The organism is Propionispira raffinosivorans DSM 20765 (genome assembly GCF_000381065.1).
Lineage (GTDB): Bacteria > Bacillota > Negativicutes > Selenomonadales > Selenomonadaceae > Propionispira > Propionispira raffinosivorans.
Genome location: NZ_KB905840.1, coordinates 1 through 20,263, shown reverse-complemented (window position 1 = coordinate 20,263; position 20,263 = coordinate 1). Strand labels below are relative to the sequence as shown.

Here is a 20,263-nt window from a genome sequence, read left to right as displayed (position 1 = left end):
TTTAGTATTTAATCAGCAAGACCATATTTCACAACCATCGCTTCTAGTTCATCCATACTTAATGGTTTCGGAATAACAAAATTGTCATTTTCAATAATTTTGCGGGCTAATTCACCATATTCATGAGCCTGATTACAATCAGCATCATACTCAACCACTGTTTTTTTATTAAATTCTGCTTTCTGTACAATATTATCGCGTGGTACAAAATGGAGCAGTTGAGTGCCAATAGCGGCAGTAAATTCTTCTAAAAATTCTCTTTCCCGATCTACTTTACGGCTATTGCAAATAATCCCGCCAAGCCTAACTCCGCTTTGTTTTGCATATTTCAAGAGCCCTTTACAAATATTATTTGCTGCATACACAGCCATCATTTCTCCTGAGGCAACAATATATACTTCCTGTGCCTTTCCTTCCCGAATCGGCATCGCAAAACCGCCGCAGACAACGTCACCCAGAACATCAAAAAACACAAAATCTAAATCCGATGTATATGCACCATTTTTTTCCATGAGATCAATAGAAGTGATAACACCGCGTCCTGCACAGCCAACACCAGGTTCCGGTCCACCAGATTCCACGCAGCGGATGCCGCCAAAGCCTGCTTTAACTACCCGGTCCACTGTAATTTTTTCTTCGCCTTCATCACGCAAAATATCCATCAGTGTTTTTTGATTCATGCCCCCAAGAATTAACCGCGTTGAATCCGCTTTAGGATCACAACCATGAATAAATACTTTTTTGTCATAAAAATGCATCATTGCTGCTGCCGTATTTTGTTGCGTAGTGGATTTACCAATACCGCCTTTACCATAAATCGCAATTTTTCTTGTCATTTTATACACTCCTCATATTTACATACTTTTTATCCATTGCTAAAAAAACAAACTCTTTGTATAAAAAGTGCTGCTCCCACGATTGCCAAAATCCGCCCGCCTCTTTTTACATTGTTCTTGAAAAAAGAAAATCAACCTGTTATAATCGAGAATGGGTAAATTAAATAGACCTAGTACCACTGGGAATAAAAGATTTGCCTGCGCTTCATGGATATTCGTGGTATCCATGAAGCTTTTTATTTTTTCGAATTTTATTCGTTTGACCACCTCCTTGCGATATACTCTTAAAATCAAATGAGTTTGCCTTTATCGAACAATAGCTAGCGTCTTGAATATAAAAATGGGTAAAGTTAATAGACCTAGCACCACTGGGATAGAAAAACGATAAAGCTGGCAAAGTTCCCTGGATATTCGTGGTATCCATGAAACAATTTTATTCAATTGTCAAAATAAAATAAAAAAAATCAACCAACCGAATTGAAAAACGGTCAATTGATACCTCTTTGTACCTATATTTAATTTTGGATTTACATATAACATATACCAAAAAAGATAGAGAGTCAACATATTTTTCACGAAATACGGACAATTGTGTAATTATAGTGAATTGTTAATACAATTCAAAAAAAACATTATTAAATTCGGAAAATCATTTTTCAACTTAATATAAGCAGATAAAATAAAAGAAAACCTGTTATTTCATTGAACATCTGTAAAATGAATGCCAAGTTTTCCCTATTTTTATCTGTTTTTTTACTTATTACGAGCCCATTTTGCAATCGCCCGAATATCATCCGGCGTTGTCCGGCAACAGCCGCCAATTGCCCGAGCCCCCGCCTTATACCATTGTTTTGTATAATCAGCAAAAGAAGTTTCCGCCGAAGCCCCATGCCAGTCTTTTGTTGTTGCATCATATTGTTCACCTGAATTTGGATAAACAAGAATCGGTTTATTGGTTTGTGAACGAATGATTTCTATAAGCGATTTTACATATTGCGGCGCCGTGCAATTGATGCCGATCGCCGCTACTTGATTCTGCTGATCAAGCCAGGCTGCACAATCCAGTATTTTTTCGCCACTACTAATATGTTCTTCATCTTTGGCACTAAAACTAATCCATGCCGACATATCTTTATACGCTTGCAGTACGGCAACAATCGCTTTTGCCTCCGCTAAACACGGCAAGGTTTCACAAGCTAAAATATCCGGCTGTGCCTCAATCAAAGCTTTTAAACGCGGTGCGTGAAAATCACATAATTCACATTCCCCAATCTTATAATGACCTCGATATTCAGACCCATCTGCTAAAAAAGCTCCATAAGGCCCTACAGATGCGGCAACCACAGGTTTGGGACGATTCGTCCTGTTTTCAGGGTGCGCCCAAAATTCATCACGCTCTTTTTTAGCAATCTCGACCGACAAACGGATTAATGACAAAGCTTCTTCTTTTTTCATTCCACGACGCATAAAACCTTCAATTGTGGCCTGATAACTTGCTGTAATCGCCACATCGGCACCCGCCGTAAAATAATCAGCATGGACTTTCCCAATCATCTCCGGCTGCTCCATTAAAATTTTAGCAGACCAAAGTTCATCATTAATATCGCAGCCCCGCCGCTCAAGTTCCGTTGAAAAAGCTCCATCTAAAATAACCAATGGAAACTCTTTTAATATAGATTGAATTGCATTATCCATTTTTCCTAACCTCCAGCTTGCATTTTCTCTGTTCTTCTATTATACGTAAAGAGGCGAACTTACTGCAACCTATTCAACTGGCGGTTTTTTACCAAACCATTTCACATAGATCTTTTCATATTCTCCGTTTTGTTTGATCTCTGCCAAACCCTTATCAATTTTAGCCAAGAGTTCCGTATTGTTTTTTGCCACAGCAATCCCTAGATCTTCACTATTAATTGGTGTATCAACCGTTTTGGTTTCTTTGCTTTTATCTTGTAATGTGTAATATTCATTTACCGGAATATCATTAATAACGGCATCTACACCACCCGCCTTTAATTCCAAAAAGGCATCTGCAATGGTATTGAATTCACGGATTTTTACATTTTCTATCTTACGTGCGGCTTCAGCTCCAGTCGAACCAATCGAGACCGCCACATTTTTCCCTGCTAAATCAGCTACCGACTTAATATCAGTATTATTCGCACGAACCACAATTCCCAGACCTGCTTTATAATAGGATTGTGAAAACCCCACTTTTTGCGATCGATCCGCATCGATTGTCATATCAGAAATGGCAATGTCCAAATTACCAGTCTGTAATGCCGGGATTAAACCATCAAAATTCAAATTATTAATTTCCACGTCAAACCCGGCTTGTTTGGCAACCGCTTTAATCAAATCAATATCAAAGCCAATATAATCCTTCGTCTTTTCATCTTGAAAACCAAATGGTGCATAAGAAGCATCCGTTCCGACTTTAAGGGTTTTACCTGCGGTAGGCTCTTGTTTGCCGCACCCCGCTAATCCTATAATGAAAAGGAATAATAACAAAATTACACTTACAACTTTTTTTGACACTAAAAAACCTCCCAGTCTCGTTTGCAATAAATATAGGCTAAAAAAGGTCAAAGTCCACCCTATCCAGAGTAACTTTGACCTTCAGATGTCTGATCAGCCTTTGCTGTGTAATATAATACCATTATATTTTTTATAATGCAATATTTTATTCCCATTTTACTTTGCTATAAATCCACAACCATTAGACAATCTGCTATGAAACTGAATATAGTTTTTCTTAAAAATACATCTATGCTGCTTTTTTAAGATACGACTGTGCATTCCATCAAACAATAAAAGCTAAAAGCTAAATTTTATCTTTGCAGACTTGTTTTCTTACTTTAGCATACCATAATTTATTTTGAAATTCACGGACTTGCTTGGACGAAATACAAAAAAGGGGGTATAATAGGAAATAAATACTACATGGTTTTTTCTTAATATTCTATACATAATTGATGACAAAGTGCACCAAAATAATAGATGTAGACTTAAGAAAAAGGGGCGTATGATGATGAATCCATTGAATGCTTTAAATGTAAAACAAAAATTACTTCTTTTGATTGCCGTATTCAGCATTGGTCTAATAGGAGTTGGGGTTGTAGGATTTTATTCGTTACAGCAAGTAAATCAAAATATGAATTCACTGTATACGAATGAATTAACTGGTATTGATTTAGCACATTCTAACAAATTTATCACCGGTCGAATCGAATCCAATATGGCAAGTTTAATGGCGACCACAAATATCACCGAAAAAAAGACATTTTATAATGATATCAACCAAAAAGTCAATGATTTTGATGAAAATCTTGACAAGTATGAAAAATTATCATTAAATTCAGAAGAAACAAATAATTTAGATGAACTTCGTAAAGCACTGCCAGCCTATCGCGCAGCGCGCAAAGAAACCATTGAATTATCCATGCAAAATAAAAATGCCGAAGCCAACCTCTTATATAAAACAAAAGTTGCTCCGCTATCAAGAGAATTTGTTCATAAAATGGAAGTCATGACCGATTTAGCAAAAAAAGCCGCTGATCAAATGAATCAGACTGCTCAAGCGAGCTTTACAACTACCATCTCTATATTTTCCGGTATTATTGTGATTTCAATTTTGGCCGGACTCACTTTGGGATTCATTATTGTTACACAAATTAGTACAAGACTGAATGATGCTGTCCATTTTTTAGCTAAAATTGCCGATGGTGATTTTTCTCAAGATGTCCCCCAGCACAGTCTGCTTGATCACAGTGAATTTGGCACCTTATCCAAAGCGGTCGACAAAATGAATAAAAGCAACCGCAATTTAATTCAACAACTTACAACTACCTCAGCGAACCTCGCCGATTCCTCACAAGGTTTATCAGCAAGTGCTGAACAATCAGCGCAAGCATCCAATCAAGTGGCCCAGTCCATAACCACCGTTGCCCTGGGAGCCAATAAACAACTGGAACTAGCCAATATAACGAGTACAGTCGTCAATGAAATGACAAAAGGTATTCAGCAGGTTACAAACAATACCATGATTGTCGCAGAATCTGCCCAAAAAACATCATTAACCGCAGATGAAGGCGGAAAAGCAATCCAGACTGCAGTACACCAAATGCAGGTCATTGAAGAAAAGACGCACCATACCGCTACTGTTGTCAGTGAATTAGAAGAAAAGTCCAAACAAATTGGTAAGATTGTGGAAGTCATCTCCAATATAGCCGGACAAACAAATCTGCTGGCTTTAAATGCAGCCATTGAAGCAGCCCGTGCTGGAGATGCCGGTCGCGGCTTTTCCGTTGTTGCTGAAGAGGTCCGAAAGCTTGCTGAGCAATCCAGTCAATCGACAAAAGAAATCATCGATTTAATCACAGAAATTCAAGCTAAAACAAATAATGCTGTAACGTTCATGACAGACAGCAAAAAGGAAGTAAATGCCGGAACTGCCGTTGTAAATATCGCCGGACAAAGTTTTACTGGCATCGTGCAAATGGTACAGCAGATCTCTGAACAGATCCATGAAATTTCCGCTGCCAGTGAGCAGTTAGCCAGTGGCAGCCAAAGTGTTATCGATTCAGCAGAGAAAATTGCACAGGAAAGCAAGCGTAGTGCCGAACAAACGCAGACCATCTCCGCTGCAACCGAAGAGCAATCTGCCTCGATGGAAGAAATCGCTGCCTCGAGTCAAAAGTTAAACAGTATGGCTCTCGACCTGCAGACAACGATTCACAATTTCAAAGTTTAGAAAATTTTTAAATCAGGCAATTTTTTTATTCATGTCCACAAATACAATATCATTTGAAAATAAAATACTATTTTTGTGGACATATGCGACACCGTATATTATTCTATAGATAGTACTTGTGTATGAGATTTCATAGGCGAAATCTCCGTTCGATTCGATAAAGCATCGTCTCTTGCGGGAATTTTTACTATGAAATTTTTTTGTCTAAATTCACTTGATGCAGGATAATATTTGGCTTTTACACAAATAAAAAATAGCGTATAATTTTATTTTCGTGTAAAATAAGAATATCGTGCCTATGTTTTACATCTTTTGTCGAAAAGAGACCTTTACACATCCCTTTTCCAGAAAAGATGTAATCTCAATATAGAAGCTACAGTTGCAGCAAAATGAAAATCAGGCAAAAGATAAACGGTAAAACTTTTAGTTTAAAGAGAATGGAGTGTATTCGGTGAGTATTAACGAAGAAGAACTTTCCCTCCCTATGGGAAAAGAAGCAGAGGCTGCGCAGCCACAACAACTTAAAAGAAGTCTTAAGACGCGTCATATGAATATGATTGCCATCGGCGGGGCCCTGGGAACAGGCTTATTTTTGGCAAGTGGTGCTTCCATCAGCACAGCAGGTCCAGGCGGTGCTTTAACTGCATACGCCGTAATCGGTATTATGGTATATTTTATTATGACAAGTTTAGGCGAAATGGCAACGTATTTGCCGGTATCAGGCTCATTCGGCACCTATGCTTCGCGGTTTGTCGACCCCGCTTTAGGCTTTGCAATTGGCTGGAATTATTGGCTTAACTGGGCCATTACATTAGCGGTAGAAATCGTTGCGGGTGCATTGGTCATGAAATTTTGGTTTCCCGATACGCCCGCAATTATCTGGAGTGCTGCTTTTTTAATTATTTTATTTGTATTGAATTATTTATCAACCCGCGCCTATGGCGAAAGTGAATATTGGTTTGCCAGTATTAAAGTTGCGATGGTTGTGGTTTTTCTAATTATCGGTACCTTGTTGATTTTTGGTGTAATCGGTGGACCATCGCCTGGTTTTTCCAACTGGACAAATGGTGATGCACCATTTGTTGGCGGTGCTGGTTCCATTGTCGGCATCTTCATGATTGCTGCCTTTTCTTTCCAAGGAACTGAATTAGTCGGCATTGCTGCCGGCGAGAGTGAAGACCCTGAAAAAAATGTTCCGAAAGCAATTAATAATGTTTTTTGGCGCATCTTGCTATTTTATATTGGTACCATGATTGTCATCGGTTTTCTATTACCGTATACGGATGCTAACCTTTTAAAAACAGATGTTGAAAGCGTTGCGGTAAGTCCATTTACCCTGGCACTTGATCGTGCCGGCTTCAATGCTGCTGCATCATTAATGAATTTTGTTATTTTAACCTCCGTATTATCCTGCGGAAATTCCGGACTTTATGCTTCAACACGCATGTTATATGCAATGGCAAAAGAAGGCAAAGCACCAGCTATGTTTACCAAAGTCAATCGTCGCGGAGTACCGACAAATGCGTTATTCCTTACAACGATCTTCGGTTTATTAGCATTTCTTACCTCTTTACTCGGGGAAGGAACAGCTTATACCTGGCTGCTCAATCTATCAGGCATGACTGGATTTGTCGTTTGGGTAGGCATCGCCATTTGCCATTATCGCTTCCGCCGTGCCTTTGTTGCACAGGGAAAAGATTTAAGTACTTTAAAATATCGTGCTACACTATTCCCTTTCGGTTCATTTTTCGCTTTAGCATTATGCCTGGTCGTAATGCTTGGACAAAATTATGGTGCCTTTATGGGAAGTTCCGTCGACTGGAACGGTGCCTTAGCAACTTATATTGGTATTCCTATTATATTGATTTTCTATTTCTGGTATAAAATTAAACATAAAACAAAATTAATTCCATTAAAAGAAATTGATCTTGACCCAACAAACTTAAGCGATCACTAATCCTATTGATAAAGATTATATAACATAACAAAAGCCGATGAAACTAGCAGTCCCCCTGCAGGTTTCATCGGCTTTTTTCATTTTCTACTATTTAGACTTTAAACTTAACAATGAGATCTTGCAGTTCTGTAGCCAAATGAGCTAAGCTCTGACTGGCTGCGGCAATTTCCTGCATTGATGCGGATTGTTCTTCGGTTGCCGCAGATACGGACTGTGCTTCCGCTGAACTGTTTTTACTGATTGCGTCGATTTCTTCTATTGAGTGCAGCATATCCTTACTACCATCCGCCATAGTATCAATCGACCCAGAAATAGCTGCTATCTCATCCGATAGATGATGGATAACTTGAACTATATTTTTAAATGTTTCATCGGCTGAATTCACAGCTTCGATACCACTAATAATACTTGCTTTTCCATCTTTACTAACCATAACGGCTTTTTCCATATCTATTTGATTGCGCTTCACCAGTTCAGCAATTTGTTGCGATGATTTATGCGATTCTTCCGCTAGTTTCCGTACTTCCTCAGCGACAACCGCAAAACCGCGACCTTGCTCGCCAGCTCTGGCTGCTTCAATCGCAGCATTAAGTGCCAGTAAATTGGTTTGTCCAGCAATATTGGCGATCACATCAACGATATTGCTGATTTCTTGTGATCCTTGGGCTAATTCTTCCACGGCTTGCTGGATTTGTTCTGACCCCGTGCTGATCTGCTGCATCTGTTCCACTGCATTCGCAATTGCACTGCGCCCTAAATCAACATCATCATTCGCTTTATGTGTAACTTCCCCCACACCTTTGGCCTTCAAGGCAATTTCCGCTGCCGTCTGGGCAACACCATTCGCTATTCCATTTACCGTTTTAGCTGCATTGGATTGTTTTTCTACGCCTTCGGCGATACCAGTAATAGAAACAGCCACCTGATTGGATGCTTCGGCTGACTGACCCGCACTTTCCTTGAGCATTTCACTGGATGAGGCAACTTGTTGTGATTCATTTTGGATCTTTTTAATCAGTGTGCGCAAGGTCGTCCTCATATCACGGAACCCTGTCGCCAGCTGCCCAAATTCATCTTCACCCTGAACACTAATTGGCTTATCTTGAAAATCTCCATCATTTAAGAGTTTGCATTCATCACGCATCAAGCGGATTGGTTCCGCAATTTTTTTTGCAAATAAATAAATAAATGCACTAGCAATGATAATAAAAAAGATTGATATACCAATCATATATGTGGATAATTTCTTAATCGGAGCAGCAACTTCAGCTTCTGGAGCCGTAATGACCATAACCCACCTTTGTCCATAAAGTTCAATCGGTGTCAATTCAGCTATATCTGCACGACCAAATAAATCCGTATAAGAAACAACTTCGGCGGTCCCTTTTTCCACGACCGTTTTAAATGCTGCCATCAAATTTTTATCCAATTCCATTTTATCAGCTTTGATAGCTGGATTAATCTGCTTTTCTGTCAAATTCAAAGTGTTAATCAGTTCAGGGTTTTTGTTATTTGCAATAACTACCCCTTCTGTTTCAGCGATATATCCATATCCTGAAGTCTGGAATTCGACTTGATCCAATACTTTTGACAATTTTTCCAGCGTAATGCTCCCCATCATCATACCAACAAATTTACCATTTTCAAAAGCTGGTGCTGTCAAAACCAAAATAAGTTTACCAGTATCTGCCGAAACTACCGGCGATGGTACATAGGCTTTTTTTGTTTCTTTTACTTTTTTGAAGTATTCCCGATCAGCCCGATTAAAATGCTTACCATCGGCACGAACACAGTTCCCATTCAAATCTGAATAATATAAGGAGTCAAAACCCAATCGTTTTTGTGATTCTGCCAAATATGCTATTTTAGCGTTATCATCTGCGCCCCGTAGGACTTTATCCGTTCCCAGCTCTTCCAACCGAATAACGCGTTCATCGATTCCCTGTTCCACTTCTGTTGCAGCTTTTTGTCCCATTGCCTTTACTGTTTCATTATTTGCCCTATTTAACGAAGTATTCGCCATATAATAGCTGATACCCGATAAAATAAGAAAGCTTAAAATAAAGATCGGCATTAGCATGACTAAAAATTTTGTCTGCACATTTTTAAAATTCAAATTTACCACAACCCTATTCTTTTTCTTTTTATAATAAAAACCACAAATTTGAAAATGCTTGCGGCAAGACAATCTGCCCTCTACTTTTAGCAAAATCAATTGCAGTTCTATTTTTTGCAATTATCGAAACGATAACTATAGATTATAATTATATCATATGAAAAATACACTGCACAGTAGCCAAAGTGCTTATTTTTACCAGTTTACAAAAATGTAAACTATTTCTATTTTATACTACACCTCCAAAACATATTTATTGTAGAGTCAAAAAAACAAGCTGAAAACACTCTCATAAGAGTTATTTCAGCTTGTTTTTTCTAAATACTATTATTATTTTGTGTTCGTAGTTTTGCCTTCATCTACTGATACAACATAATCTTTATTCAACCCAAAACCTTCTAATATTTTAGTCAATGTTCCATCCGCTTTCATATCATTGAGCGTTTTATTGACTTCCGCTAAGAAATCTTTGTCTTCAAAGCGTAAAGCCGCCCCTATTTTACCAGCTGCTTCTGCATCATATGGACTTAATACACGAAGATCCAAGCTGGAATTTTGCTTAAGTGTATAAGAAGCTACAATACCATCCGTTACACAGGCATCAATCTTACCAGTATTAACTGCCATCATAAGTTCAGCCTGGCTGTTAAATATTTTTAAATCTTTTGCTTTACCAGCATCCAGCCATTTTTGAGCAACTTCCAGGAATGCTGTTCCTTTTTGTCCACCAAGAACTTTATCTTTTAAATCATCTTTTGTTTGAATCGTGGAGTCTTTTTTCACAACAACGGCTTCGCCCTCTTTATACCAAACATCTGTAAACAAGGCTTTATCCAAGCGTTCTTTTTTGATATACATCGCATCGGTTACCATATCAATCGTTTTATTGTTTAACTCCAACAAGAGGTTTTCAAACGGAATCTGTTTCATTTCTACTTTTTCAATTCCCAGTCGTTTCGCAACTTCTTTAATAATCACCGCATCGACACCAGAAAATTGATTTGTACTTGCATCCATATAAGCAAACGGAGCATCATTGGATGATCCCACAACCAATACCCCTTTTTCTCTTAACGCCGTCAAGGTTTTACTGGTTCCGGAATCAGTTTTCGTCGCTGGAGCACTTGATTTTGCCGCCTCGTCAGAAGATCCACATCCGGATACAAGCATAGCGAATACAAACATACACACTGTCAAAAAGGTAAATTTTTTACACAAATTATTCATAGTTTATCAACCTCTCTTTAATAAAGATAAATTATAACGGAAACCTTGAAATATACCCTATTTTCGAGTTATTACAATAAAATTCAACGACGATTTGTTTTTAATTTATATTCAATGAATTTTACAAGATGTGACAATGGTATACTAATCACCAAATATGCCAAAGCCAAATACGTATAAGATTCTATTGTAAAAAATGTTTGTGAGGCAAAGCTCTGTGTCCTAAGCAGCAATTCATTCACTGCAACATATGCCAGCAGCGAAGTATCTTTTACCATCATAACCAAATAATTACCTAATGATGGAATAATGCTTCGCAAGGCCTGCGGAATCACAATACGAAACAATGCCTGATATTTTCCGAAGCCCAATACAAGGGCAGCTTCCGTTTGTCCACTATCCACGGCAATAATAGCCCCGCGAATGACTTCTGACATATAACAGCCATAGTTGACACCCAGTCCCAAGATCCCTGCAGTCAACGGTGCTATCTGCATATCTATTTTATAGCCAAATAAACTTGCCAGTAAATTAATTAATAATGGTACTACATAGTAGATATAAACCAACTGTACCAAAAGTGGCGTGCCACGAATTATTTCTAAAAAAACATATAAAATGCCTTTGATGATTTTCAGACTAGAAAGTCTGCCGATAGCAATAATCATCCCAATGATTGTTGCCAATAAAAAGCCTAAAACAGTTGCTTGAATAACAACGCCAAAACCATGCATAAGGGAAGGAACTAATAGTTCAGCGGCTTGGCCAAAATGAAGCTGCATTAAAGTGTTCATATAATCTGGACCTCCTTATAAAACTCTTGCCAAAAACGCCTGCGTACGCTCATGTTTAGGGTTATTAAATATTTTTTCTGGTGGACCTTCTTCGACAATATAACCTTTATCCATAAAAATAACACGGTCGGCCACATCTCTCGCAAATCCCATTTCATGTGTCACAACTACCATGGTCATTCCATCTGCAGCCAGTTGTTTCATAACTTCCAGAACATCACCCACCAGTTCAGGATCTAAAGCAGACGTTGGTTCATCAAACAAAAGCATATTCGGCTGCATCGCCAGGGCCCGAGCAATCGCTACCCGCTGCTGCTGTCCACCTGATAACGTGGCTGGATAAACATCGGCCTTATCAGCTAGTCCGACTTTTTCCAGCAAACTCATAGCCAGTTCCTTTGCCGCTTCTTTTTTCATATGATTGATATGAATCGGTGCATACGTAATATTTTTCAATACCGTAAACATAGGAAAGAGATTAAACCGCTGGAAAACCATGCCCACTTCCCGGCGAAGCTTCTTACTATCTAAATCCGCATCCAAAATGATTCCATTATAATAAACCTTCCCACTCGTTGGTACTTCTAATAAATTCAAGCACCGCAAAAACGTGCTTTTCCCTGAGCCCGACGGTCCAATAATGCAAACGACTTCACCTTTTTCAATATTCATGCTGATACTCTTTAATACGTCTAAATCACCAAATTTTTTCCCTAACTTATATATATTAAACATAATTACCTCCAGCATCTTTCCGTGTTATTTAACACCCTATTTCAACGGTTGGAATATGTACTGTAACGGAAATCACTACTAAAAAAGCACAAAAAGCAAAGATCTTTTATTAGCATCTTTGCTTTTTTGATCTGCTTTATTTACTTATTGATTCCAACCATCGATAATAAAAAAAACAGCGCTCACAAGTATTCTAAAATACTCGTGAGCGCCATTACTCAACAAATTTATTATTTCCTTCATTCTACCATTCAATAATCCTCTCGTCAATGTTAATAATGCACAAAGATCATTTATTTTTTTAGTAAATATTTTGATATTGAATTTAGGTTTTTTTGTTTTCAAAAATCAACACCTAAACATTGTTTCCAGTAAATGTTTGCCCGTTTTTGTTTTAAAAATTTTCTCTTCAATGCTTTGAATCGCCTGTTGCGAAATCCCGTCTTCATATATATTTACCAAAAAATCCGCTTCTACCAGAATTTGATAATCGAGCCCATCAATATCCTTATAGGTGTGATGATGCCCTATCAAATAGCAGACTCGCTCAATCACCGCTTCGGTATAACCTACAGAAAGTAACATAGGCTTAGCAATGGCCGGACCTTCTTTTTCCTGATAAGATCCCGCACTGCTCTGATATTTTTCTTCACTCACTTTAATGCCAATATCATGAACAATCGCTGTTATTTCTAAAAGAAACTGCACATTTTCCGGCAGGTTTTCTGATTTTCCAATAAGTTTTGCAAAGTCATAGACTTTCATAAAATGTTGAACCCGTCTTGCATCCCCAGCATAATAGTCAATCATTTTATGAATTAATTTAACCTGCATGACATCTGCTAAAGCTCTATCCATAAGGTTTCCTCCTTTTTTCCTACAGTCCAGCTATCGAATATAGTTTACCCTAGGCAGATGCTTCTAGCAATAAAAATTTCACTATTTATATTGTTCAATCTGTTTGCATACGCAGTTCGCGGCATTTTCCAACTCGCCCATATCAAACAATAACTGTAATATTCCATAACGATTACGCAATTCTTTGGCGTAAACAATACTATTTTTGAGCAATTCAGGCGTCACACCAATCTCTTTTGGCAGATACGGTGCCTGAATTTTTTTCATGGCGGCAATGATTTTTTCCGGTGTAGGCAAGGCATTCGCCAATTTTATAAAGTCTTCTCGATGCTGTTGCAATACGGCTAATCGTTTAGCTACTGCGGCATCACTATTTTTGTGCACATTTTCTTCTAACGACAAAACCCCAGGAGCAGATATTCCATAAGCTTTTTTGATGAATTTTATCCAAACCTTCTCATCAAATGAAGGCTGTGGAAAAACTTTGCCACTTGCCACTATTTTTTTTGCATATTGATAAAGTAATAATGCAATAACCGTACCGACACCGACTTTTGTTCCATGCAGCGGATCCTCTTGACCACTTTGTAAAAACATCATCTCCCAGTAATGCGCTAAATGATGTTCGCTGCCCGATGCCGGTCTTGAATTACCTACATAACTCATCCCTACTCCGGCGAGTACCAGCCCTTCCATAATAGCCCCCATCGCTTTTTTATTGCGTGAAGGGATCCCATCAATGGATGTTTCCAGGGTTTTTAAGGCATCCTGCATAATACCATCAACAAACTCACAATAATATTCTCCCGTAATCAAATGAGATAATTTCCATTCCGTAAGGCAGATATATTTGCCAAAAACATCACCAACACCAGCCGTAATCATCCGCATAGGTGCTTTTGACAAAACATCCACATCACCAAGAATTGCTTTAGCATGACCCATTTTTTCATAGGTTATTTTTAAATTATGAATTAACATTGGTGTAACATCCGAAGCATAACCGTCCATCGATGGTGCGGTACCAACAATAAAATAATCAATCTTCATTTTATGAGAAATAAACCGGCAGGAATCATTGATCGTTCCTGAACCCACGGCTATAATCAAATCGGTTTCCGCTGCTATATCAGCAATAAGATTTCCTAACGTAATTTCATCCGGTATAATTTCAGCGGCTTCTAATCTGATTTTGTCAAAAAAGATTCCGTCTTTTTCTAAAACGCCATACACCATTTCTCCGGCTGCTTTTTCGGTGTTTTTATCAACAACTACGGACACATGCTGATAACCGTTTTCTTTGATATACGCTGTTAAACCGTCAATGGCAGCAAGACCAATCGCAACATGCTTAATAGCGCAACGATGTGTCCTGCCGCAGGAACATTCTATTTCTTTATTCAAATAACGATTCCAATCCATTTTATATGCCTCCATCTATTTTTAGTTCTTCGAAAAAGACTATGATAAAAATCGGTAATTTGGGGTAATTCATTTTACAAAAACACTACCCGTAAAATCGGATTTTTCTATATAGCAATCATCCGTAATGGGCTATCGGGTTTAGTGATCTTACGGAGAAAGCAGTGCCACTAGATGTCTTTATTATAGCATATTGGGAAAAAATGCCGCGAGCTCTTATAAAAAACAACACATACAATTAGCATGTGTTGTTCAAAGAAATTTTTTATTTTTTATAATAGGTTTCTCTCAGCGGTAGAGACGTCCTGAATTTCCCATCGTAGCGATAATACGCATGAGAGCAGGCTGGCGAGGTCGGAATGAGACAAAGTTCGCCAACACCTTTGGCTCCAAATGCATAAGGAAGTTTTTCACCTGGCGCTTGTACCAGATGAACTTCAACCGGCGGTGCCTCCGTTGCCCGCATCAATCCGAGTGTCCCAAATTTCAACAGTGGATATCCACCTTGAACCGGAAAATCCTCGGTAAGAGCAAATCCCAGACCCATTATGATTCCGCCCTCAATCTGACCTTCAACCGATTGAATATTGACTGGTGTTCCGACATCATATGCTGCAACTACTTTTTCAACTTTTCCCTGTGAATCTAAAATGACCACCTGTGCCCCGTAGCTATAACTTACATGACTGACCGGAAAATCCTTTGGTGACCCCATCGGGTCGGTAATCGCAGAAAATTCATCATAAAATTCCTGTCCGTTTAAATCTGCTACACTCTTGCCACCAGCCAAAGCTGCTTTAAGCTTTTGCGCGGCACGGCGTGTAGCTTCACCCGTCACGACTGTCTGCCTGGAGGCTGTACTAGTTCCTGAATTGGGTGTTCTGTTGGTATCGGGACGTTCATGCACGATCAGAGCTGGATCTAAACCAGTTTCCTGGCATACCATATGCGTACACATTGTCGCAATCCCCTGCCCCATACAAGCTGCCGAAGTTCGAATGTGAACAAGTCCCTTTTCAATCGAGAGCAGGCAGCGTCCAATATCCTTAAGTCCCACACCAGTCCCACTGTTTTTAAAAGCGCAAGCAATTCCCGCATAAGGATTCGCTTCGTAAACAGCCTTAACTGCCTCTAAACATTCCACAATCGCACAATTTGGATCTGCGATCTGTCCATTTGGCAAAACCTGCCCCGGACGGATTGCATTTTTATAACGCATTTCCCAAGGAGAAAGTCCTGCCATTTCAGCTAAAAGGTTGATATTATTTTCCGTGGCAAAACAACTTTGGGTTACGCCAAAACCGCGATAAGCTCCACCAATTACATTATTCGTATAAACCGACATCCCTAAAATATCTATATTTTGATAATTATAAGGACCAGCCGCATGGGTACAGGCGCGTTGGAGTACTGGACCACCCAACGATGCATAGGCACCCGTATCCGCAATCAAAATCGCTTTCATTGCCGTAAGAATTCCCTGTTCATCACAGGCTGTCGTAAATTCCATTTCCATTGCATGACGTTTGGTATGATAATTTAAACTTTCCTGTCGCGAAAACTTCACTTTCACCGGTTTTTTCGTATACCAAGCCATCAATGCGGCATGATGCTGCACACTCATATCTTCTTTGCCGCAAAATCCGCCCCCAACGAGCATCGAATGGCAATGTATTTTTTCTTCTGGAATCGCTAACATATGCGAAATTTCATGGCGTTCATCATAAACGGATTGTGACCCTGTATAAAGTAAGAGTCCATCCTCCCCTTCTGGTAATGCAATTGCACACTCCGGCTCCATAAATGCATGATCATTAAACGGCGTACTGTATTTACGTGTCACAACATACTTTGAATTTTTAATCGCCGCATCAGCATTGCCGCGTTTGAGGACTTCTTTGCGCATAATATTGCCCTGCTCATGGATAAGCGGTGCCGATGCTTTCAGAGCATCTGTCGGACAGGTGATCGGTACTAACTCGGTATAATCAACTTCAATTAAGGCTAGGACTTCATCGAGCGTTTCTTTGTGCTGTGTAGCAACCAAGGCTAAGGCATCGCCAATATAGCGTGTCGTTCCCCCCTCTGCAATCATCACATCCCAATCCGTAACCAGATGACCAATTTTTTTATTCGGTACATCTTTTTCCGTTAAAATTCTTATACAATCTGGATGCGCCAAAGCTTTCGACAAATCAATCCGATTGACAACCGCCCGGGGATATTTTGAGCGTAATGCCTTCGCATAAATCATATCCGGCAAAATCAAATCATCAACAAACTGTCCCGTTCCCAATATTTTTTCTTCTGCATCCACTCTTTTAAAACGAGTATTAAGAAGTGCCTGCGTCTCACGCTGCGGAATTGGCAAATCCTCACGAAAAAAATCTGCTGCCTGCAAAATAGCTTCTTCGATTTTAACATAACCGGTACAGCGGCAAAGATTGCCACGAATTGCCTTTTTTACCTCTAGCCGAGTCGGATTTAGATTTACATCGAGCAGGCTCTTTGCCGAAATCACCATGCCTGGAATACAATACCCGCACTGTACCGCCCCTGCCTGAGCAAAACAATGCACGTAGACTTCTTTTTCCCTTAGGGAAAGACCTTCAACTGTAACAATCGATTTGCCAACAAGGGAAGAAAGTTTAGGGATACAGGCTTTAATTTTTTTGCCATCAATCAGAACCGTACAAGTTCCGCAGGCTCCTTCACTACACCCATCCTTTACCGATGTCACTCGTAACTCATCTCTCAGATAGGTCAATAAATTTTGCTCTTTATCGGCTGTAACTGACGTTCCATTCACTTTAAATTTAAACATACCATTCTCCTTCTCTATGCAGCGACTACAATGGCAGCTTAATTAATAAAAAAAGCATCCACAACTGTGAACGCTTTAGAAATGCAACTTGCAATTCCATAGTAGACCCGCGGAACAGCTTCATTGCTGATTTAAATCTTATTTTATAAAAATTTTATCAGCAATAAGACGTTTCGTCAAGGAAAAAATCTCAATATGAGACATGTTGTGAAGTTTCTATTTATTCCTTGTCTGCCGTCAAAACACCACGACCATTAAATACTGGTACAAAGTCGACGGACGACGTTTTACCTTCTTGAATAAAGCACTGCTTTATTCCTAAATTCAGTGTATGCTCGACAACTTGATCATATTCATAGGTTGTAAGCTTGCGATTAATTTCTTTATAAGCACCGACTTCATATAAAGGTGTAAATTGATTCATTAAACTTAAATAAATCCGATCGCCAAACGTATCCCACAGCCAATCCAGCAAAGCTTTACTATCTTTCATTTGCCCGGGAATGATAAGATGCCGAACCAATACGCCTCGTTTCATCATACCCTGCGCATCAAAAACAGGCGGTCCGACCAGCTCAACCATTTTTTGAATCGCCTTACTTGCCACGGAAAAATAATCCGCAGCCTGGGAATATTTCTGTGCAGCCGCGATGTTTTTATACTTTAAATCTGGCAGAAACACATCTACATACCCAGCTAAAGACTCCAGTGTTTGCACATTTTCATAGCCATTTGAATTATATACGACAGGTAGACAAAGACCACTAACTTTTGCAAGATCCAATGCTTCAATAATCTGCGGCACATACTGGGTAGGCGATACCAAATCTAAAGACTGAGCGCCTCTATTTTGCTGCTCTAAAAAAATTTCAGCCAATCTGGCAATCGATATTTCTTCTCCCACCCCAGCTTGACTAATCTCATGATTTTGACAAAAAACACAATGTAGATTACAATATGAAAAAAACACAGTTCCCGCTCCATGTTCGCCAACAAAACAAGGTTCTTCCCATTGATGAAGTGAAACCAATGCCACCTTTGGCAAAGCACCTGCGCCACAGGCACCGGTCTCACCAGCTAAGCGATTAACGCCGCATTGCCATGGACAAACTGTACAAATTCCTAAATCAAGCAAATATCTCGACCTTCTTTTCTAATAGCATCTACCTATAATTATAATAGAAGCACTTTAAAAATCAAACCATAGACAATAAAAAAGCAAGACTCGAAAAAAAACAGTTTATATGTTTTATCCAAGCCTTACCATAAACATTATTTTAATTTTTACGTAGGGTATAACCTTTCGGCAAATCTTTTGAAGCACAATTTATAACATCATCACGATCGCGTCCACATTCTTCTAAGAACGTTATTTTTGCAAACTCATCTACTAGCATTTTAGGATACGTTGGTCCTTGATCGCGGTATTTCTGCATGAGATCTAAATGTTCATTTTGATAACATACTGTTTTTTGTGGATCTTTGCCAACCCAAGCTGGAAAGAAAATCGTACCATGGATTTTACGTGTTGCCAAATTAAATGCCAAGCTCACACAAGTCCCCGTTGGTTCATCCCACGAAATCTTAAAAACATCCTCAGACATTTTTACAATATAGGCTTCTTGCCCAGTTACCCAGCGTCCACCAACAATACCACTATGAATCCGATAATCAAAAACCGTTTCACTTTTTATATAAACTTCATACTGCCAGCCATTATCATATGTATAAATAAAATGTTTACCAACTAAATTTTTCAATTCTTCTTTACGTGAAGATTCACTCATGTAAATTACCTCTTTCTATTAATTCTTTCATTTTAATAAATTACAACATGTCATTTTATACATGTTGTAATTTATATATTTATTATATATAATAGAAGAAACAAAGTCAAGTCAAATTGTTAGGAGAAATATGCCATGAATACATTAGCTTATGCCATTTTGGGATTAATTGATAAAGATAAAGTCACTGGCTATGATTTAACAAAAATTTTCAGTGATAGTGTTGCTGATTTTTGGAGTGCCAAACAAAGTCAAATTTATACAGAATTAAAAAAGCTCGTTGATGCTGCTTTGATTGAATATGAAGTTGTCATTCAAGGCGAAGTGCTTGAAAAAAAAGTTTATTCCATTACAACAAAAGGAAAAGAAGAACTCGCGGCCTGGATGCATGAAGATGAACCCCCACTTTCACAGAGCAAAGACATTTTCAAGCTTCGCCTATATTTTTCCGAACAACTCACCAGCCAAGAACTCTGCGGCAAATTTGAAAAGCAGCTTGATAAATGTCAACTTTTACTGACCCGCTATACAGTCAAATTCAATGAATATGATTCCTCAGATATTCCTACCGCAAAAATCGGTGATTATCTTTTACTAAAAGGAGCCATTGCTCATCTACGCACGCAAATCGAATGGCTCAACGAATCGCTTGCTTATATACAAAAATAACAATAGTCATGACCTCCGGTAAACCGGAGGCTTGCTCAAGCCCTGGAAGGGCATATTACTAACATAAGCCCCTCAAGGGGCGTCCGAATGGTCTAACCAACGTTTTACTTTTTCGGGCGACCCCTAAAGGGGCTTTTTATTTATGCCTTTTGCTTCTTGCTACCCGTAAACGGGTCCACAAACTCTTTTAAACTCATTTGTTCTGTTATTTGATCTTGTTCTAGCTGATTCCTAATGTAGTTCTCTATCTGCTTTTTATTTCTTCCTACCGTATCCACAAAATAG

The 20,263-nt window shown here is 38.9% G+C and carries 16 protein-coding genes and 1 pseudogene; 3 read left to right on the top strand and 14 right to left on the bottom strand.

What is annotated here, in order from left to right; translation table 11 throughout:
- Positions 1-8 precede the first annotated feature (8 nt).
- From nifH to F606_RS0101665, 3 genes are all read right to left on the bottom strand, one after another.
- Positions 9-836, bottom strand: coding sequence for a nitrogenase iron protein (gene nifH / locus F606_RS0101675; RefSeq protein WP_019552121.1), 828 nt, complete (start codon positions 834-836; stop codon positions 9-11).
- A 753-nt stretch (positions 837-1,589) separates the two neighbouring features.
- Entirely contained in the window at positions 1,590-2,531 is a 942-nt protein-coding gene (gene mmuM / locus F606_RS0101670) for a homocysteine S-methyltransferase (protein WP_019552120.1), read from the bottom strand.
- A gap of 69 nt (positions 2,532-2,600) precedes the next feature.
- Positions 2,601-3,374, bottom strand: coding sequence for a basic amino acid ABC transporter substrate-binding protein (locus tag F606_RS0101665; protein WP_019552119.1), 774 nt, complete (start codon positions 3,372-3,374; stop codon positions 2,601-2,603).
- Between the two features lie 487 nt (positions 3,375-3,861).
- Between F606_RS0101665 and F606_RS0101660 the strand changes: the two genes are divergently transcribed.
- On the top strand, positions 3,862-5,589 hold the full coding sequence (locus tag F606_RS0101660; RefSeq protein ID WP_322786205.1) for a methyl-accepting chemotaxis protein: 1,728 nt from the start codon (positions 3,862-3,864) through the stop codon (positions 5,587-5,589).
- Between the two features lie 451 nt (positions 5,590-6,040).
- A complete protein-coding gene (locus tag F606_RS0101655; RefSeq protein ID WP_019552117.1) occupies positions 6,041-7,546 on the top strand; it encodes an amino acid permease in 1,506 nt (501 codons plus the stop codon).
- A 91-nt stretch (positions 7,547-7,637) separates the two neighbouring features.
- Here F606_RS0101655 and F606_RS0101650 read toward each other — a convergent pair whose 3' ends face one another.
- The 10 genes from F606_RS0101650 to F606_RS0101605 form a co-directional block, all read right to left on the bottom strand.
- Complete coding sequence (locus F606_RS0101650) at positions 7,638-9,662, bottom strand: methyl-accepting chemotaxis protein (RefSeq protein WP_026329188.1); 2,025 nt, start codon at positions 9,660-9,662, stop codon at positions 7,638-7,640.
- A gap of 330 nt (positions 9,663-9,992) precedes the next feature.
- Positions 9,993-10,889: an ABC transporter substrate-binding protein gene (locus F606_RS0101645; RefSeq protein ID WP_019552115.1), complete on the bottom strand. Its 897-nt coding sequence runs from the start codon at positions 10,887-10,889 to the stop codon at positions 9,993-9,995.
- 83 nt (positions 10,890-10,972) lie between these two features.
- Complete coding sequence (locus F606_RS0101640; protein ID WP_019552114.1) at positions 10,973-11,683, bottom strand: amino acid ABC transporter permease; 711 nt, start codon at positions 11,681-11,683, stop codon at positions 10,973-10,975.
- Positions 11,684-11,698: 15 nt separating this feature from the next.
- Positions 11,699-12,418 carry an amino acid ABC transporter ATP-binding protein gene (locus F606_RS0101635; protein WP_019552113.1) on the bottom strand — a complete coding sequence of 240 codons (720 nt, stop codon included), beginning with the start codon at positions 12,416-12,418 and terminating at the stop codon, positions 11,699-11,701.
- A 144-nt stretch (positions 12,419-12,562) separates the two neighbouring features.
- Positions 12,563-12,763 (bottom strand): hypothetical protein, encoded by a 201-nt coding sequence (locus F606_RS0101630; RefSeq protein ID WP_019552112.1) that lies wholly within the window; start codon positions 12,761-12,763, stop codon positions 12,563-12,565.
- Positions 12,764-12,766: 3 nt separating this feature from the next.
- A complete protein-coding gene (locus F606_RS0101625) occupies positions 12,767-13,276 on the bottom strand; it encodes an HD domain-containing protein (protein ID WP_019552111.1) in 510 nt (169 codons plus the stop codon).
- 81 nt (positions 13,277-13,357) lie between these two features.
- Positions 13,358-14,698, bottom strand: coding sequence for a sn-glycerol-1-phosphate dehydrogenase (locus tag F606_RS0101620; protein WP_019552110.1), 1,341 nt, complete (start codon positions 14,696-14,698; stop codon positions 13,358-13,360).
- 265 nt (positions 14,699-14,963) lie between these two features.
- Positions 14,964-17,522, bottom strand: coding sequence for a selenium-dependent xanthine dehydrogenase (xdh, locus tag F606_RS0101615; protein WP_019552109.1), 2,559 nt, complete (start codon positions 17,520-17,522; stop codon positions 14,964-14,966).
- Positions 17,523-17,742: 220 nt separating this feature from the next.
- Entirely contained in the window at positions 17,743-18,657 is a 915-nt protein-coding gene (locus tag F606_RS0101610) for a radical SAM protein (RefSeq protein ID WP_019552108.1), read from the bottom strand.
- 142 nt (positions 18,658-18,799) lie between these two features.
- Positions 18,800-19,309, bottom strand: coding sequence for a phenolic acid decarboxylase (locus F606_RS0101605; protein WP_019552107.1), 510 nt, complete (start codon positions 19,307-19,309; stop codon positions 18,800-18,802).
- A gap of 135 nt (positions 19,310-19,444) precedes the next feature.
- On the opposite strand from F606_RS0101605, the gene F606_RS0101600 reads away from it, so the two are divergent.
- Entirely contained in the window at positions 19,445-19,978 is a 534-nt protein-coding gene (locus F606_RS0101600) for a PadR family transcriptional regulator (RefSeq protein ID WP_019552106.1), read from the top strand.
- 140 nt (positions 19,979-20,118) lie between these two features.
- On the opposite strand, the pseudogene F606_RS23605 reads toward F606_RS0101600, so the two are convergent.
- Positions 20,119-20,263, bottom strand: a pseudogene (locus F606_RS23605) (IS200/IS605 family transposase); the annotation flags it as partial.

What these genes read in the sequence shown, in the direction of transcription:
- nifH (WP_019552121.1), bottom strand. Translation starts at nt 836, where the DNA reads ATGACAAGAAAAATTGCGATTTATGGTAAAGGCGGTATTGGTAAATCC.
- mmuM (WP_019552120.1), bottom strand. Translation starts at nt 2,531, where the DNA reads ATGGATAATGCAATTCAATCTATATTAAAAGAGTTTCCATTGGTTATT.
- F606_RS0101660 (WP_322786205.1), top strand. Translation starts at nt 3,862, where the DNA reads ATGATGATGAATCCATTGAATGCTTTAAATGTAAAACAAAAATTACTT.
- F606_RS0101645 (WP_019552115.1), bottom strand. Translation starts at nt 10,889, where the DNA reads ATGAATAATTTGTGTAAAAAATTTACCTTTTTGACAGTGTGTATGTTT.
- F606_RS0101640 (WP_019552114.1), bottom strand. Translation starts at nt 11,683, where the DNA reads ATGAACACTTTAATGCAGCTTCATTTTGGCCAAGCCGCTGAACTATTA.
- F606_RS0101635 (WP_019552113.1), bottom strand. Translation starts at nt 12,418, where the DNA reads ATGTTTAATATATATAAGTTAGGGAAAAAATTTGGTGATTTAGACGTA.
- F606_RS0101625 (WP_019552111.1), bottom strand. Translation starts at nt 13,276, where the DNA reads ATGGATAGAGCTTTAGCAGATGTCATGCAGGTTAAATTAATTCATAAA.
- F606_RS0101620 (WP_019552110.1), bottom strand. Translation starts at nt 14,698, where the DNA reads ATGGATTGGAATCGTTATTTGAATAAAGAAATAGAATGTTCCTGCGGC.
- xdh (WP_019552109.1), bottom strand. Translation starts at nt 17,522, where the DNA reads ATGTTTAAATTTAAAGTGAATGGAACGTCAGTTACAGCCGATAAAGAG.
- F606_RS0101605 (WP_019552107.1), bottom strand. Translation starts at nt 19,309, where the DNA reads ATGAGTGAATCTTCACGTAAAGAAGAATTGAAAAATTTAGTTGGTAAA.
- F606_RS0101600 (WP_019552106.1), top strand. Translation starts at nt 19,445, where the DNA reads ATGAATACATTAGCTTATGCCATTTTGGGATTAATTGATAAAGATAAA.